The 15,660-nt window shown below is 64.7% G+C and carries 13 protein-coding genes; 11 read left to right on the top strand and 2 right to left on the bottom strand.

Annotated elements, in window-relative coordinates; translation table 11 throughout:
• Position 1: 1 nt before the first annotated feature.
• Positions 2-1,618, bottom strand: coding sequence for an ATP-binding protein (locus E0E41_RS10490; protein ID WP_130869854.1), 1,617 nt, complete (start codon positions 1,616-1,618; stop codon positions 2-4).
• Positions 1,619-1,775: 157 nt separating this feature from the next.
• Between E0E41_RS10490 and E0E41_RS10485 the strand changes: the two genes are divergently transcribed.
• The 8 genes from E0E41_RS10485 (at position 1,776) to atpC (ending at position 8,157) form a co-directional block, all read left to right on the top strand.
• Positions 1,776-2,477, top strand: coding sequence for a F0F1 ATP synthase subunit A (locus E0E41_RS10485; protein ID WP_130869853.1), 702 nt, complete (start codon positions 1,776-1,778; stop codon positions 2,475-2,477).
• Between the two features lie 33 nt (positions 2,478-2,510).
• Positions 2,511-2,729, top strand: a complete 219-nt coding sequence (gene atpE / locus E0E41_RS10480) for an ATP synthase F0 subunit C (protein WP_207754525.1) — start codon at positions 2,511-2,513, stop codon at positions 2,727-2,729.
• Between the two features lie 14 nt (positions 2,730-2,743).
• Positions 2,744-3,232, top strand: coding sequence for a F0F1 ATP synthase subunit B (atpF, locus tag E0E41_RS10475; protein ID WP_130869852.1), 489 nt, complete (start codon positions 2,744-2,746; stop codon positions 3,230-3,232).
• Positions 3,229-3,753 (top strand): ATP synthase F1 subunit delta, encoded by a 525-nt coding sequence (gene atpH, locus E0E41_RS10470; RefSeq protein WP_130869851.1) that lies wholly within the window; start codon positions 3,229-3,231, stop codon positions 3,751-3,753. Before atpF ends, atpH begins: the two co-directional genes overlap by 4 nt.
• Positions 3,750-5,270: a F0F1 ATP synthase subunit alpha gene (atpA, locus tag E0E41_RS10465; protein ID WP_130869850.1), complete on the top strand. Its 1,521-nt coding sequence runs from the start codon at positions 3,750-3,752 to the stop codon at positions 5,268-5,270. Before atpH ends, atpA begins: the two co-directional genes overlap by 4 nt.
• Positions 5,258-6,139: an ATP synthase F1 subunit gamma gene (atpG, locus tag E0E41_RS10460; RefSeq protein WP_130869849.1), complete on the top strand. Its 882-nt coding sequence runs from the start codon at positions 5,258-5,260 to the stop codon at positions 6,137-6,139. The genes atpA and atpG overlap by 13 nt, the downstream gene beginning before the upstream one ends.
• A 212-nt stretch (positions 6,140-6,351) precedes the next feature.
• Positions 6,352-7,752, top strand: a complete 1,401-nt coding sequence (gene atpD / locus E0E41_RS10455) for a F0F1 ATP synthase subunit beta (RefSeq protein ID WP_130869848.1) — start codon at positions 6,352-6,354, stop codon at positions 7,750-7,752.
• Positions 7,753-8,157 carry an ATP synthase F1 subunit epsilon gene (gene atpC / locus E0E41_RS10450; RefSeq protein WP_130869847.1) on the top strand — a complete coding sequence of 135 codons (405 nt, stop codon included), beginning with the start codon at positions 7,753-7,755 and terminating at the stop codon, positions 8,155-8,157.
• A gap of 56 nt (positions 8,158-8,213) precedes the next feature.
• Here atpC and ftsH (E0E41_RS10445) read toward each other — a convergent pair whose 3' ends face one another.
• Positions 8,214-10,241: an ATP-dependent zinc metalloprotease FtsH gene (ftsH, locus tag E0E41_RS10445; RefSeq protein WP_438819466.1), complete on the bottom strand. Its 2,028-nt coding sequence runs from the start codon at positions 10,239-10,241 to the stop codon at positions 8,214-8,216.
• Positions 10,242-10,600: 359 nt separating this feature from the next.
• Here ftsH (E0E41_RS10445) and rlmB point away from each other — a divergent pair, with 359 nt between their 5' ends.
• From rlmB to ftsH (E0E41_RS10430), 3 genes are all read left to right on the top strand, one after another.
• A complete protein-coding gene (gene rlmB / locus E0E41_RS10440; RefSeq protein ID WP_130869845.1) occupies positions 10,601-11,368 on the top strand; it encodes a 23S rRNA (guanosine(2251)-2'-O)-methyltransferase RlmB in 768 nt (255 codons plus the stop codon).
• 35 nt (positions 11,369-11,403) lie between these two features.
• Positions 11,404-13,608 carry a hypothetical protein gene (locus E0E41_RS10435; RefSeq protein ID WP_130869844.1) on the top strand — a complete coding sequence of 735 codons (2,205 nt, stop codon included), beginning with the start codon at positions 11,404-11,406 and terminating at the stop codon, positions 13,606-13,608.
• A gap of 171 nt (positions 13,609-13,779) precedes the next feature.
• A complete protein-coding gene (ftsH, locus tag E0E41_RS10430) occupies positions 13,780-15,660 on the top strand; it encodes an ATP-dependent zinc metalloprotease FtsH (protein WP_130869843.1) in 1,881 nt (626 codons plus the stop codon).

Raw genomic sequence — 15,660 nt, 5'->3', positions numbered from 1 at the left:
ATCACTCCTTGTCCTCCGGGTCATCCTCCCGGCAAAAGCTGAGGAAAAACGACGTGCCCACGCCGCTCTCCGACTCCACCCGGATCTCTCCGTGGTAGGCCTCCACCACCTCCTGGACCAGGGCCAGGCCGGTGCCCCGGCCCCGCCCCTTGGTGGAGACGTCCCGCTGGAACATGGTCCGGCGGAGGGCGGCGGAGATACCGGGGCCGGTGTCCTCCACGCAGAGCAGTAGGCCGTCCTCGTTGTCCCGGATACTGACCGAGATCTCCTTGGTGGCGCTGCGGGACTGGTTGAGCACCTCTATGGCGTTTTCGATCAGGTTGCCCAGCACAGTGACGTAGGCGTCGGGGGGCATCCAGGGGCTCTCCTCGCTGAGAAAGCTCTCTCGGTCCAGCCGCAGGCGGATGCCCAGCTCGTTGGCCCGGCTGGTCTTGCCCACCAGCAGGGCGGCCACCGAGGGCTGGTGGATCTGGTTCATGATCCGGCTCACCGCCACCCGCTGGGTCTGGGTGGTGTCCATGATGTACTGCTGGGCCTTTTCCGGCTCCCCGATCTGGAGCAGGCCCAGGATCACGTGGAGCTTGTTCATGAATTCGTGGGTGTAGGCCCGCATGGCGTCCACCAGGTGCTGTACGCCGGTCAGGTCGTCCGCCATCCGGGTCAGCTCGGTGCGGTTGCGGAAGATGCCCACAGCGCCTGCCAGCTTGCCGTTTTCATACAGGGGCAGGCGGTTGGCCAGGGCCCGGATGTCCTGGAGGGACTTCATGGGCACGTTGTACTCCGGTTGGCCGGTTTCCAGGATCCGGTCCAGGGTGGAGCGGGGGTAGACCTCATGGAGGGGGCGGCCCAGCACGGCCTGCCGGTCCATGGACAGCATCTCCGCCGCCGAGTTGTTCAGAAAGATCACGTTCTTTTCACTGTCGATGGCCAGGATGCCCTCCTCCAGGGCGTCCAGGATGTCCTCCCGCTGGTGGAACTGGCGGGCAAAGACATCGGGCTCGTACCCCATCAGGGACTGCTTGATGCGCTGGCTCAGCCGCAGGGCCAGCAGGGAGCCCAGGGCCGCCGCCACCAGGCCCACCACCACCAGACGCACCACCATGCGCACCAACACCCGGGCCATGCTGCGGAAGTACACCCCCACGATGACGAAGCCGATCACCCTGCCCTCCCCGTCCCGCACCGGGGCGTAGGCCGAGTGGTCGGAGCCCATGGGGCCGGTCTCATTGGAGGTGTAGGGGGCGTGGCCCGCCAGGGCACCCGCCTGGGCGGTGCCCGAGTAGGAGGTGCCGATCAGGTCCCGGTCGGGCACGTAGAGCAGGGTGGAGCTGGTGTCCCCCACCAGGATCAGATCGATGTCCGAGGTCTGCCTGGTGGTCTGGTCCAGGTAATCCGCCAGTTCCGCTTCCGAACGCTCACCCAGCAGGGCCTCCTGGATCAGGGGGGCCTGGGACAGGATGGAGGCGGAGTTGAGCAGGTTGTTGTCCAGGGCATCCTGCTCGCTGTTGAGGGTAAAATACAGCGTCCCGGCCAGAGAGAGGGCAATGGACACCAGGACGATGGTCAGACTGAGCCGCATCAGTTGGGCGCGGATGGAGCGTTTGGGCCGTGTGGGCATGGATACCCGCCTCCTTTTTATTCGTATTCAGTATAGGAAAAATCCCCGGCACTGTCAAACAAAAGGAGCCGGCGGATTTTCAATACTTTTTTTACTTTCGAAAGGGTTACCCAAAGGCGGGGGGCGGGAGTAAGATGGTCCACGCGAAAACGAGGTGATGTGTTTGGATGCATTCAAGGAAGCCCTGGTGGATGAGCTGGGGACCCACACCGTGTTCACCATTCCGCTGTTCGGCGGCATCCCGGTGTCGGAATCGGTGGTGGTGACGTGGATCGTCATGGCGGTGCTGCTGGCGGCCGCTCTGCTGCTGACCCGGAATCTGAGCGTGCGCAGCCCCGGCAAGGTGCAGATCGCCCTGGAGAGCGCCGTGCAGTTCCTCAACGGCTTCGTCAAGACCAACATCGGCAGGCACTGGAAGCCCTTTGCCCCCTGGCTGGGCACGGTGGCGCTGTACATAGGCCTTGCCAATATCATCGGCATCTTCGGCCTGACGCCCCCCACCAAGGACATCAGCGTGACCGCGGCCCTGGCCCTGATGAGTATGCTGCTCATCTACGGCGCCCAGTTCCGCTACAACGGACTGCTGGGCGGACTGAAGCGGTTCGCCGCACCCATGCCGCTGCTGCTCCCCATCAACCTGATGGAGGTGGTCATCCGGCCCCTGGCCCTGTGTATGCGTCTGTTCGGCAATGTGCTGGGCGCATTCATCATCATGGAGATGCTCAAGTTCATCGTTCCGGTGGTGCTGCCGGCGGTGTTCAGCATCTATTTCGACCTGTTTGACGGGCTCATTCAGACTGTCGTCTTTGTGTTCCTGACCACCCTGTTCACCGGTGAGGGCATCAAAGAGGAAGAGTAACCCAAAACACTTGATTTACAGGAGGAAATTATCATGTCTATGGCTATCATTGCTGCTGCTGTCGCAGTGTTCACCGGTATCGGCGCCGGAATCGGCATCGGCTTTGCCACCGGCAAGGCCAGCGAGGCCATTGCCCGTCAGCCCGAGGCCTCCGGCAAGATCAACAGCGCGCTGCTGCTGGGCTGCGCTCTGGCAGAAGGTACCGCCATCTTCGGCTTCATTACCGCTCTGCTGATCATCTTCGTGGGTTAAAGGGGGCGTCCCCGATGCTGGAGTTCCATCTTTCCACCATTGTGTTCACCATCATCAACCTGCTGGTGCTCTATTTCATTCTGAGAAAGTTCCTGTTCGGCCGGGTCAACGCCGTGCTGGAGCAGCGGGCCGCCCTGGTCCAGGGCGAGATCGCTTCCGCCGAGGACAACAACCGCCAGGCCCAGGAGCTGAAGACCCAGTATGAGGACAAGCTGACCGACGCCCGTCAGGAGGCGGCCAAGATCGTGGCCGACGCCCAGAACCGGGCCCAGCGGGTGTATGAGGGCAAGATGGCCGCGGCCGAGACCGACGCCAAGCGGCTGCGGGGCGAGGCAGAGGCCCAGATCGCGTCCGAGCGGGACGCCATGCTGCGGGGCGCCCGGAACGAGGTGGCCTCTCTGGCCCTGCTGGCCGCCGCCAAGGTGGCCCAGCGCTCCATGGATCAGGCCGGCGACAAGGCCCTGGTGGATTCGTTCCTGTCGGAAGTGGGTGAGCAGGCATGAGCGAGCTGGCCCGCCGTTACGCGGCGGCTCTCTATGCCGTCTCCCCCGACGAGGAGACCCTGAGGACCACCGCCCAGGCCATCATGGACGACGCTCCCCTGTGGGAGAGCCTGTGTTCCCCCGCCGTCCAGGCCTGGGAGAAGGACCGGGTGCTGACCCGGCTGCCTCTGCTGGACGGCCACGGCCTGCTGCTGAATTTTTACCGCCTGTTGGCGGAAAAGGGCCGCATGGCCCTGCTGCCCGACATTCTGGAGGCCTATCACGATCAGGCCCTGGCCCAGCGGCGGGCGGCCCGGTGCCGCCTGACCTGCGTCCGGACGCCGGATGCGGGCCAGCTGGAACAGCTGAAAAAGGCCCTGTGCCGGCTCCACCACAAAAAGGACGTGGTCTTTGAGATCCGCACCGACCCGTCCCTGCTGGGGGGCTTCACGCTGGAGATCGAGGGCGTGACCTATGACAAGAGCGTCCGCGGGGCGCTGGCCGGCCTGACCCGGCAACTGGAAGAGAGGCGAATGGCATGAAAAGCAACCCGGAAGAGATCGTCTCCATCCTGAAGGAGGAGATCCAGGGATATGATACCCGCGTGCGGCGGGATGAGACCGGCACCGTGCTGGAGGTAGGCGACGGCATCGCCACCGTCTACGGCCTGGACAAGGCGGTGTACGGCGAGCTGGTGGAGCTGGACACCGGCGTCAAGGGCATGGTGATGAACCTGGCCCGGGACAGCGTGGGTGTGGTGCTGCTGGGCAGCGACGCCGGCGTGAAAGAGGGCACCGTGGTCAAGCGCACCGGCCGTGCCGCCGACGTGCCTGTGGGCGACGGCCTCATCGGCCGTGTGGTGGACGTGCTGGGCCAGCCCATTGACGGACTGGGCCCCATCGAGACCACCGAGACCCGCCCTATCGAGCATGAGGCCAGCGGCGTGGTCAGCCGGGAGCCGGTAAACGTGCCCCTGCAGACCGGCATTCTGGCCATCGACGCCATGGTGCCTATCGGCCGGGGCCAGCGTGAGCTGATCATCGGCGACCGCCAGACCGGCAAGACCGCCATCGCCGTGGACACCATCCTGAACCAGAAGGGCCAGGACGTGATCTGCATTTACGTGGCCATCGGCCAGAAGGCCTCCACCGTGGCCCGCATCCAGGATACCCTGAAAAAACACGGCGCCATGGACTACTCCATCATCGTGTCCTCCACCGCCAGCGAGTCCGCCCCCCTGCAGTACATCGCCCCCTACTCCGGCGCCGCCATGGGCGAGTACTTTATGAGCAAGGGCAAGGATGTGCTCATCGTGTACGACGACCTGAGCAAGCACGCGGTGGCCTACCGGACCCTGTCCCTGCTCCTCAAGCGGTCCCCCGGCCGTGAGGCCTACCCCGGCGATGTGTTCTACCTCCACTCCCGGCTGCTTGAGCGGGCCTGCCGCCTGACCCGCGAATACGGCGGCGGCTCCATGACCGCCCTGCCCATCATCGAGACCCAGGCCGGCGACGTGTCGGCCTACATCCCCACCAACGTTATCTCCATCACCGACGGCCAGATCTACCTGGAGAGCGACCTGTTCTTCGCCGGCCAGCGGCCCGCCGTCAACGTGGGCCTCTCTGTGTCCCGTGTAGGCGGTTCCGCCCAGACCCGGGCCATCAAAAAGACCGCCGGCACCCTGCGGATCGACCTGGCCCGGTTCCGGGAGCTGGAGGTGTTCACCCAGTTCGCCTCCGATCTGGACCCGGCCACCCAGCAGACCCTGGACCACGGCCGGCGGCTGCTGGAGATCCTGAAGCAGCCTCTGTACCACCCCATGCCGGTGAGCCGTCAGGCCATCATCCTGTATGCCGCCACCAGCGGTCTGGTGGACGATGTGCCCCTGGACAAGGTGCGGGACTTCCTGCTGGACTTCGCCCAGGAGATGGAGAATGAGCACGCCGACGTGACCGATGAGATCCAGTCCACCGGCAATCTGAGCGGTCCCGCCATCGAGACCATCCGCTCGGTGCTGGAGGACGCCAAAAAGCGGGTGAGCGCCACATGGCAAGCATAAAAGAGATCCGCACCCACATCAAGAGCGTGGAGCAGACCCTGAAGAACACCAACGCCATGTATCTGATCTCCTCCTCCAACCTGCGGAAGGCCCGCAAGCAGCTCAATGATGTGGAGCCCTATTTCCAGAAGATCGAGACCACCATCTCCGATATCCTCCACCACTCCTCCAAGATCACCCACCCCTTCTTCGACAAGCGGCCGGAGATCCCGGCGGAAAAGCGAAAAGTGGGCTACATCGTGGTCACCGGCGACAAGGGACTGGCGGGAGCCTATAACCACAACATTCTGAAGCTGGCGGAGGAAAAGCTGGCCAGGACGGCCACTCCCAGCCTGTTCGTGGTGGGCCAGGTGGGCCGCTCTTACTTCCAGGAGCACGGCATCCCCATCGATGTGGAGTTTCTCTACACCGCCCAGAATCCCACCGTGGCCCGGGCCCGGGACATATCGGAGCTGATCATTGACCTCTATCTGAACCGGCAGCTGGACGAGGTGTACATTCTCTTCACCAAGATGGTGACTTCCTTCCAGATGGAGCCCACCGTCCACAAGCTGCTGCCCCTGGACCCGGACGTGTTCCCCGAATATGAGGAGAACCGGGACAAGTACAACCGGGACGTGACCTATGTCCCCTCCGTCAAGGCGGTCATGGACCGGCTGGTGCCCGGCTACTTGAAGGGCGACCTGTTCGGCGCCCTGGTGGAATCCTACTGCTCGGAGCAGAATGCCCGGATGACCGCCATGAAGTCCTCCAGCGACAACGCCCGCAGCATGCTCCAGAACCTGAATCTGTCCTATAACCGCGCCCGGCAGGCCGCCATCACCCAGGAGATCACCGAGGTGGTGGGCGGCGCCCAGGCCGCGCTGTAACGGTCCAGGGGGGACCTTGTCCCCCCTAGATACAAAACCGCCGCGCTGTCTAAGACAGCACAACGGTTTTGATACCCCCCTCACCCACGCCCGGCGTGGGTGGCTGCGGCCGCCGCGGCCGCAGGTTAAGGTGTGCTGCGCAGGCGCATGTCCTGCTCCGCACGGATTCCATTTTTTCGATGATGAACGCCCGAAAGGGGATAAGATCGTATATGAGTGAGAATAAAGGAACCATTGTACAGGTCATGGGACCTGTGGTAGACGTGTCCTTTGAGCACGGCGAGCTGCCGGAGATCAAGGAGGCCCTGGAGGTCCGGCTGAACGGCCAGCGCCAGGTCATGGAGGTGGCCCAGCATACCGGCGGCGACACGGTCCGCTGCATCATGCTCTCCCCCAGCGAGGGGCTGGGCCGGGGCATGGAGGTGACCGCCACCGGCGCCCCCATCTCCGTCCCCGTGGGCGACGGCGTGCTGGGCCGCATGTTCAACGTGCTGGGCGACGCCATTGATGAAAAGGGCCCGGTGGACACCAAGGAGACCTGGTCCATCCACCGCCAGCCCCCCACGTTTGAGAACCAGCGCCCCGTGGTGGACATCTTCGAGACCGGCATCAAGGTCATCGACCTGCTGGCCCCCTACGCCAAGGGCGGCAAGATCGGCCTGTTCGGCGGCGCCGGCGTGGGCAAGACCGTGCTGATCCAGGAACTGATCCACAACATTGCCACCGAGCACGGCGGCTACTCCATCTTCACCGGCGTGGGCGAGCGTACCCGTGAGGGCAACGACCTGTGGCGTGAGATGACCGAGTCCGGCGTCATTGAAAAGACCGCCCTGGTCTTCGGCCAGATGAACGAGCCCCCGGGAGCCCGTATGAGGGTGGCCCTTACCGGCCTGACCATGGCCGAGTACTTCCGGGATCAGGAGAAGCAGAACGTGCTGCTCTTTATCGACAACATCTTCCGCTACGTCCAGGCCGGCTCCGAGGTGTCTGCCCTGATGGGCCGCATGCCCTCCGCCGTGGGCTACCAGCCCACCCTGGCCAACGAGATGGGCGCTCTGCAGGAGCGCATCACCTCCACCAAGGACGGGTCCATCACCTCCGTCCAGGCGGTGTACGTCCCCGCCGACGACCTGACCGACCCCGCCCCCGACACCACCTTCGCCCACCTGGACGCCACCACCGTCCTCTCCCGTAAGATCGTGGAGCAGGGCATCTACCCCGCCGTGGACCCCCTGGAGTCCACCTCCCGCATCCTGGAGCCCGACGTGGTGGGCGAGCGCCATTACAAGATCGCCCGGGGCACCCAGGAGCTGCTCCAGCGGTACCGGGAGCTCCAGGACATCATCGCTATCCTGGGTATGGAGGAGCTGAGTGAGGAGGACCGCCGCACCGTGGAGCGGGCCCGCCGCATCCAGCAGTTCTTCTCCCAGCCCTTCTCGGTGGCCGAGCAGTTCACCGGCCTGGAGGGCCGCTACGTGAAGCTGGAGGACACCCTCCGCTCCTTCGAGACCATCCTGGGCGGCGAGCTGGACAAATATCCCGAGGCCGCCTTCAGCAACGTGGGCAACGTGGATGAGGTCATCGCCAAGGCCAAGAAGATGGGGGCGGTATAAATGGCGGAGCCCGGCATCTTTACCCTGGAGATCATCACCCCCGAGCGCCAGTTCTACATCGGCCCGGCCCAGGCCCTGATCCTGCCGGCGGTGGACGGCGAAATGGGGATCTACCCCGGCCATGAGCCGGTGGTCACCGCCATCGAGCCCGGCGAGCTGCGGTACAAGGCCAACGACAAGTGGGAGCCCGCCGCCGTGGGCGCCGGCTTTGCCGAGATCAAGCCGGACTACGTGATCCTGCTGGTGGGCTTTGCCGAGCACCCCGAGGAGATCGACCGCAAGCGGGCCGAGGCCGCCAAGGAGCGGGCCGAGGAGCGCCTGCGTCAGAAGCAGAGTGTCCACGAGTACTACCACTCCAAGGCCGCCCTGGCCAGAGCCATGGCCCGGCTGAAGACCCGGCGCTGAACGAAAAGAAAAGAGGTCCGGCAGATCGAAAGATCTGCCGGACCTCTTTGGTCTTGTTATTCTTCCGGAGGCTGATCGGCGGGAGGCTCCTCCTGGGGAGCGGGCGCCTGTCCATCCCCCAGAGGGATGGCCTGGGAAGTGGGCTCCGGCTGGTCTGCCGGGGCGGGCTGCTCCGGCTCCTTCTTGTCCGGGTCGGGGTAGTTGTCCGCCAGAGCGGGGTCCCGGCCCTCCAGAATGGCCACCATCTCGGCGCCGGTGATGGTCTCCTTCTCCAGCAGATAGGCCACCACCTTGTCCATGTCCTCCCGGTTCTCCTTGATGACCTGGACGGCCTGCTCATAGCACTGGGTCAGCAGCTCCTTCACCGCCTGGTCCACCGCCGCGGCGGTGTCCTGGGCGCAGTCCATGCCGTAGCCGCCCTCCAGGTACTGGTTGCGGCGGGAGGCCAGGGCCATCATGCCGAACTGGTCGCTCATGCCGTAGAGCACCACCATGCTGCGGGCCACGCTGGTGGCGTCCTGGATGTCCTGGGCCGCGCCGTTGGTCATGGTGTTGAGCACCACTTCCTCGGCGGCCCGGCCGCCCATGGATACGCAGATCTTGGCCAGCAGCTCGTCCTTGGTGCGCAGGTCGGTCTTGTCCTCCTCGGGCATCAGCAGGGTGTAGCCCAGAGAGCCCTGGGTGTGGGGGACGATGGTGATCTTCTGCACCGGCTCGGTGTTCTTCTGCTTGTAGGCCACCATGGCGTGGCCCACCTCGTGGTAGGCCACCAGTTTTTTCTCAAACTCGGTGAGGACGCTGCCCTTCTTCTCCGAGCCGGCGATGACCAGCTCGAAGGACACCAGCAGGTCCTCCTGGTTCACCGCCTTGCGGCCCATGCGGACGGCCCGCAGGGCGGCCTCGTTCACCAGGTTGGCCAGGTCCGCGCCCACGGTGCCGGCAGTGGCAATGGCGATCTTCTTCAGATCCACGTCCTCTGCCAGGCGGATGTTCCGGGTGTGGACCTGGAGGGTGGCCAGACGGCCGGCCAGGTTGGGCCGGTCCACGATGATCCGGCGGTCGAACCGGCCGGGCCGCAGCAGGGCCTGGTCCAGCACTTCGGGCCGGTTGGTGGCGGCCAGCAGGATAACGCCCTTGGTGGGGTCGAAGCCGTCCATCTCGGCCAGCAGCTGGTTCAGGGTCTGCTCCCGCTCGTCGTTGCCGCCCATGCGGTTGTCACGGGATTTGCCGATGGTATCGATCTCGTCGATGAACACGATACAGGGGGCCATCTTGTTGGCCTCCTTGAACAGGTCGCGGACCCGGGCGGCGCCCATGCCCACGAACATCTCCACAAAATCGGAGCCGGAGATGGAGAAAAAGGGCACATTGGCCTCGCCGGCCACAGCCTTTGCCAGCAGGGTCTTGCCGGTGCCCGGAGGGCCTACCAGCAGGGCGCCCTTGGGCAGCTTGGCGCCGATCTCGGTGTATTTCTGGGGGTTGTGGAGGAAATCGATGATCTCCACCAGGGATTCCTTGGCCTCATCCTGGCCGGCCACGTCCTTGAAGGTGACGCCGGTCTTTTTCTCTACGTATACCTTGGCGTTGGACTTGCCCAGGTTGCCGATGCCGCCCCCCATCTTGCCCGCCATGCCGCGGAACAGGAAGGAGAAGAGCACCACCATGATGACCACCGGCAGTACGTAGGAGATGAGCAGGGAGATGACGGGGGAGAGCTGTTCCACATACTCCGGGCCGTATTTTACATCATGCGCATCCAGCAGCGGGATGAGCTCGTCATCCCGCAGACCGGCCTGGCTGACAGGGGCGCAGAAGTAGGTGACGTCGCTCTTGGAAGCTCCGCTGCCCCAGCTCTCCAGCGGGGGCAGCCCCAGGGAATTGCCCGGCTGATTCTTTGAAGCGGTGCCGGAGGAAGAGGCGGTGCCGGATTCCACCACGTTTCCGTTCTCATCCAGAACGACGCCGTCCTTCAGGGTGATGGTGTACTTGGTGGACTCCATGACCACCGACTCCACCTTGTCCTCCTCCACCAGCTGGCGGAACTGGCTGTAGGTGATCTCCACCGAATTGGCGGAGCGGGCCATGGAGGTGGCATAATTCACCAGTACGGTGAGGACCAGGGCCCACAAAATGATGGAAATGATGGCGGTGGTATTGCGTCGGTTCCCGCCGCCGCCCTTTCCCCGGTTGTTGTTCTTGTTATCAGGGTTCAAATTAAGGTTCCTCCTCCAATCTGGAGTTGATTCTTATTGCAAAGTACTTATAGTTATAGCACAGCCCACCCGAAAAAACAAGAAAACAGGGTGTGAAACCTGTAAACTTTCTATGAAAACAGGGCTTTTTTCGGGGACGCGATTTTGCGGAAAAGAAGCAAATATGGCTTTTTCTGCGGAGCGGGTTGTGGTATACTGATGGATACGAATGAGAAAGGCGGGACACAAGCATGAAGGAGCGCAGACCCATTCCCCAGGCCGAGGCCGACGGCCTGATCGAGGGCCGCAACGCGGTGACGGAGGCCCTCCGGGCCGGTACCCCCATCGACAAGATCTTCCTGGCCCGGGGGGAGACTGACGCCACCCTGGGCCACATCGCCGCCGCCGCCCGGGACAAGGGCATCGTGGTGGTGGAGTGCGACCGGCGGAAGCTGGACTTTATGAGCCGCACCCACTCCCACCAGGGGGTCATCGCCCAGGCCGCCGTGCGGGAGTACGCCAGCGTGGACGACATTCTGAACGCCGCCCGGGAGAAGGGGGAGCCGCCCCTGATCGTGGTGTGCGACGAGCTCAGCGACCCCCACAACCTGGGGGCGGTGATCCGCACCGCCGAGTGCGCCGGGGCCCACGGGGTCATCATTCCCAAGCGCCGCTCCGCCGGCCTGACGGCGGTGGTGGCCAAGACCTCCGCCGGCGCGGTGAGCCACATCCCGGTGGCCCGGGTGCCCAACCTGCCCGCCCTGCTCAAGGAGCTGAAGGACGAGGGCGTATGGGTGTTCGGAACCGCCGCCGACGGGGACCGGCTGCTGTACGACGCCGATCTGAAGGGTCCCGCCGCCATTGTCATCGGCAGTGAGGGGGACGGCATGGGCCGCCTGGTGGCCGAGACCTGCGACTTCAAGGTGCGCATTCCCATGAAGGGCAAGCTCAACTCCCTCAACGCCAGCGCCGCCGCCGCCATCCTGCTCTATGAGGCGGTGCGCCAGCGCATGGGCTGACGCCCACATTTACCAGAGAAAAGGAGCTCTCTCCCATGGCCAAAGACCGGGACGATGAACTGAATAAGGGCGAGCCCGGCGGGGAGGAGTTCTCCCTGGAGGAGATTCTGGCGGAATTCGGGGGCGGGTCCGCCCGCAGGAAGCGGGACAAGGAGGACACCGTACCCTTCCCCATTGTACCCAAGAGCCGGACTGCTCAGCCAAACCGCTCCAAAGGGGGCGGCCGGGTGGTGAGTTTCCCCTCCGGCAAACGGGAGGAAAAGGCCAAGGAGCCGGCCAAGCCCAAAGCGGACCAGCCGCCGGTGGAGCGGCAGGCCGCGCCTCAGCGCCCGGCGGAGCCGGAGCCGCCGGAGGAACCGGAAGGCAGTCATAATAATAAGGTGGTGGACTTCCCCGGTGAGGAGGGCCCCGCTGCCGACAACCCCATTGCCGAAAAGCTCAACCGCCTGGTACGCAAGGCGGACGACTATGCCGCCCATATGTATGAGGAGGAGGGCAAGGAGCACGAGGAGGAGGTGCGCCGAGCCGAGGCCTATATCCCCGGCACCGACGAGGAGGAGGAGCCGGACGAGCCCCGGCGGGAGCGCCGCCCACGCCGGCAGCCGCCTCCCGCTCCCGACCTGCCCGCCGGGGATCTGGCCCGCCGGTACGGCAAGGGCCTGAAGTCCCTGGGGGTGCGGGGCACCCTGGTGCTGCTGCTCTTCATCCCCGCCCTGTATCTGAGCGTGGATCTGCTGCCCTATCCTGAGATGCTTACTCCTCAGCTGCGCCTGTGGGTGCTGGCTGCCGCCCAGGGCCTGGCCATGCTTCTGGGCCTGGATGTGCTCATCGGCGGCCTGGCCCGCCCCTTCCGCCTGGAGTTCGGTATGGATACCCTGCTGGTCTTTGCCTCCGCCGCCACCCTGGCCGACGCTCTGACCATGCCCCTGCTGGACAGCCGGGAGGGAGAGATGCCCTACTGCGCCGCCATCATTCTGGGCATTTCCCTGCTGCTCAAGGGCACCGCCCGCAAGCGGCGGGGCCAGCGGCTGGCCTGCCGCACGGCGGCCTCCGCCTCCCAGCCCTATCTGGTCACCCTGGACGAGGGCAAGTGGAACGGCCGGGACACCTACGCCAAGTGGTCCGGGGAGCCCATCGGCTTCGGCCGGCAGATGCAGGCCAGCGACGGGGCCCAGCGGATCTTTCAGCGGATCGTTCCCCTGCTGCTCATTGCCAGCCTGCTGTTGAGCATCGTGGCCTCCATCGGACGGGGCGCCCCCGAGCGGCTGCTGTGGTGCCTGTCCGCTATGCTCACAGCCTCCGCCTCCCTGTCGGGGGCCCTGTGCTTTTCCCTGCCCTGGCTTACTTTGTGCCGGCGGCTGAGCCAGTCGGGAGCCGCCATCGCCGGCTGGGACGGGGTCACCGCTACCGGCGGCAGCGGCATTCTGCTCACCGATACCGACTTCTTCCCGCCGGGCTGCGTGTCCCTCAACGGCATCAAGGTCTTTGGGGACTTCCCGGTGGACAAGGTGGTGGCCAACACCGCCAGCCTCATCAAGGAATCGGGCTGCGGCCTGGACAAGATTTTTCACGACCTGCTCCGGTCCCAGGGTACCGTCTACCGGCGGATGTCCAACTTCTGCTGCTATGAGGGCGGCCTGTCCGCCGTCATCCGGGATCAGCAGGTGCTGGTGGGCTCGGCGGCCTTCATGCATCTGATGGAGATCCCCCTGCCCCCCGGCCTCAACGTAAAGAACGCCGTGTTCTGTGCCATCGACGGGGAGCTGGCGGGCATCTTTGCCCTCCACTACACCCTCCACGGCACCCTGGAGCCCTCCCTCAACAGCCTGATCCGCAACCGGATCACCCCCGTCATGGCCACCCGGGACTTCAACCTGATTCCCGCCATGCTCCGCCAGCGGTTCAAGCTGCCGGTGGACAAGATGGAGTTCCCCGCCGCCGAGCGGCGCATCGAGCTGTCCGACGAGGACCAGGAGCACAGCGATATCCTCACCGCCGTCCTCTGCCGGGAGGGCGTGGCCCCCTACTCCGAGGCGGTGGTGGGCGCGGCCCGGCTCCGCCGGGCGGTGCGCATTTCCGCCGTGCTGGCCAGTCTGGGGGCAGTGGCCGGTCTGCTGCTGGCCTTCTATCTCACCTTTGTGGGTTCCTACGCCTCCCTGTCTGCCGGCAACCTGCTGGTGTTCCTCATCATGTGGCTGGTGCCCACCCCCCTGATCTCCGGCATGGTCAACAAATACTGAGCCCAAGGCCCGTCCTGTGCAGGACGGGCCTTTTTGCACAGAAAGTTCATAATTTCCTTCCGGCTGTGAACAATATGTAAAACCTGCCTCCAACAGATTGACTTTGGGGAAAGAAGGGCCTACTATTGTTTCGCATAAGAAATAAATTTCGGACTACGGAGGAATAAAATCATGAAAGAGGTCAAAGAGCCGGAAAAGCGGCCATCGCCGCCCAAAAAACCGCTGATCTTTTACTACTGCATTGCCCTTGTTGTCCTGATGCTCCTCAACGCCCTGTTTTTCCCCTCGTTGCTGGAGCGGCAGGTCTATGAGGTGCCCTACAGCCAGTTCCTCACCATGGTGGATGATGACCGGGTGAGCCAGGTGGCGCTGGACGAGGACAGCCGGGAGATCGTCTTTATCGGCACTGATGAGAACGGCCAGGAGGGCTATTACAAGACCGGCGTGTGGCCGGACGACGGCCAGCGGCTGCTGGAGCAGCTGCGGGCCGACCCGGATATCGTATTTACCGCCGAGATCCCCACCCAGGCCAACCCCATCCTGGCGGCGCTGATCAGCTGGGTGCTGCCCATCTTTATCTTCCTGATCATCGGCCAGATTCTCTCCCGCTGGATGGTCAAGCGGATGGGGGGAATGCCCGGAGGTATGGGCAACGCCATGACCTTCGGCAAGGCCAACGCTAAGATCTATGTGGAGGAGGCCTCCACCGGCGTGTCCTTTGCCGACGTGGCCGGTCAGGATGAGGCCAAGGATGCCCTGATGGAGGTGGTGGACTTCCTCCACGAGCCCCAGAAGTACACCGAAATCGGCGCCAAGCTGCCCAAGGGCGTGCTGCTGGTGGGCCCTCCGGGCACCGGCAAGACCTTGCTGGCCAAGGCTGTGGCCGGGGAGGCCAAGGTGCCCTTCTTCTCCATCTCTGGCTCGGAGTTCGTGGAGATGTTCGTGGGCATGGGCGCCGCCAAGGTGCGGGACCTGTTCAAGCAGGCGGGGGAGAAGGCCCCCTGCATCGTGTTTATCGACGAGATCGACGCCATCGGCAAGAAGCGTGATACCGGCGGCTACGGCGGCAACGACGAGCGGGAGCAGACCCTGAACCAGCTGCTGGCCGAGATGGACGGCTTTGATTCCAGCAAGGGCGTGGTGCTGCTGGCCGCCACCAACCGGCCCGAGAGCCTGGACCCCGCCCTCATGCGGCCCGGCCGGTTCGACCGGCGGGTGCCGGTGGAGCTGCCCGACCTCCAGGGCCGTGTGGCCATCCTGAAGGTCCACGGCAAGCACGTCCATTTGGACGGCGACGTGGACTGGGAGGCCATTGCCCGGGCCACCGCCGGCGCCTCCGGCGCGGAGCTGGCCAACATCATCAACGAGGGCGCCCTGCGGGCGGTGCGGCAGGGCCGCAAGACGGTCACCCAGGCCGACCTGGAGGAGAGCGTGGAGACCGTCATCGCCGGCGCCCAGCGGAAGAACGCCGTCATCTCCCCGGAGGAGAAGAAGCTAGTGTCCTACCACGAGGTGGGCCACGCCCTGGTGGCCGCCCTCCAGACCCACTCGGCCCCGGTGACCAAGATCACCATTGTCCCCCGGACCTCCGGCGCTCTGGGCTACACCATGCAGGTGGACCAGGGGGAGCGGAACCTGATGAGCCGGGCGGAGATCGTCAACAAGATTGCCACCCTCACCGGCGGCCGGGCCGCCGAGGAGCTGATCTTCGGTGCGGACAACATCACCACCGGCGCCTCCAACGACATCGAGCAGGCCACCAAGCTGGCCCGGGCCATGATTACCCGGTACGGCATGACCGAGGAATTTGACATGGTGGCCCTGGAGACGGTGCAGAACCAGTATCTGGGGGGCGACACCTCCCTGGCCTGTTCCGCCGAGACCGCCGCGGAGATCGACAAGCAGGTGGTGGACACCGTGAAGGCGGCCCACCGGAAGGCCCTGGATCTGCTCAAGGACCACCAGGACCAGCTCCACAAGCTGGCGGGCTACCTGCTGGAGAAGGAGACCATCACCGGCGAGGAATTCATGTCCCTGCTGCAGGAGAAATAA

It is taken from the genome of Intestinimonas massiliensis (ex Afouda et al. 2020) (assembly GCF_900626285.1).
Classification (GTDB): Bacteria; Bacillota; Clostridia; order Oscillospirales; family Oscillospiraceae; genus Flavonifractor; species Flavonifractor massiliensis_A.
The sequence above is the reverse complement of the archived record's forward strand: the minus strand, read 5'-3'. Positions and strand labels throughout refer to the sequence as shown.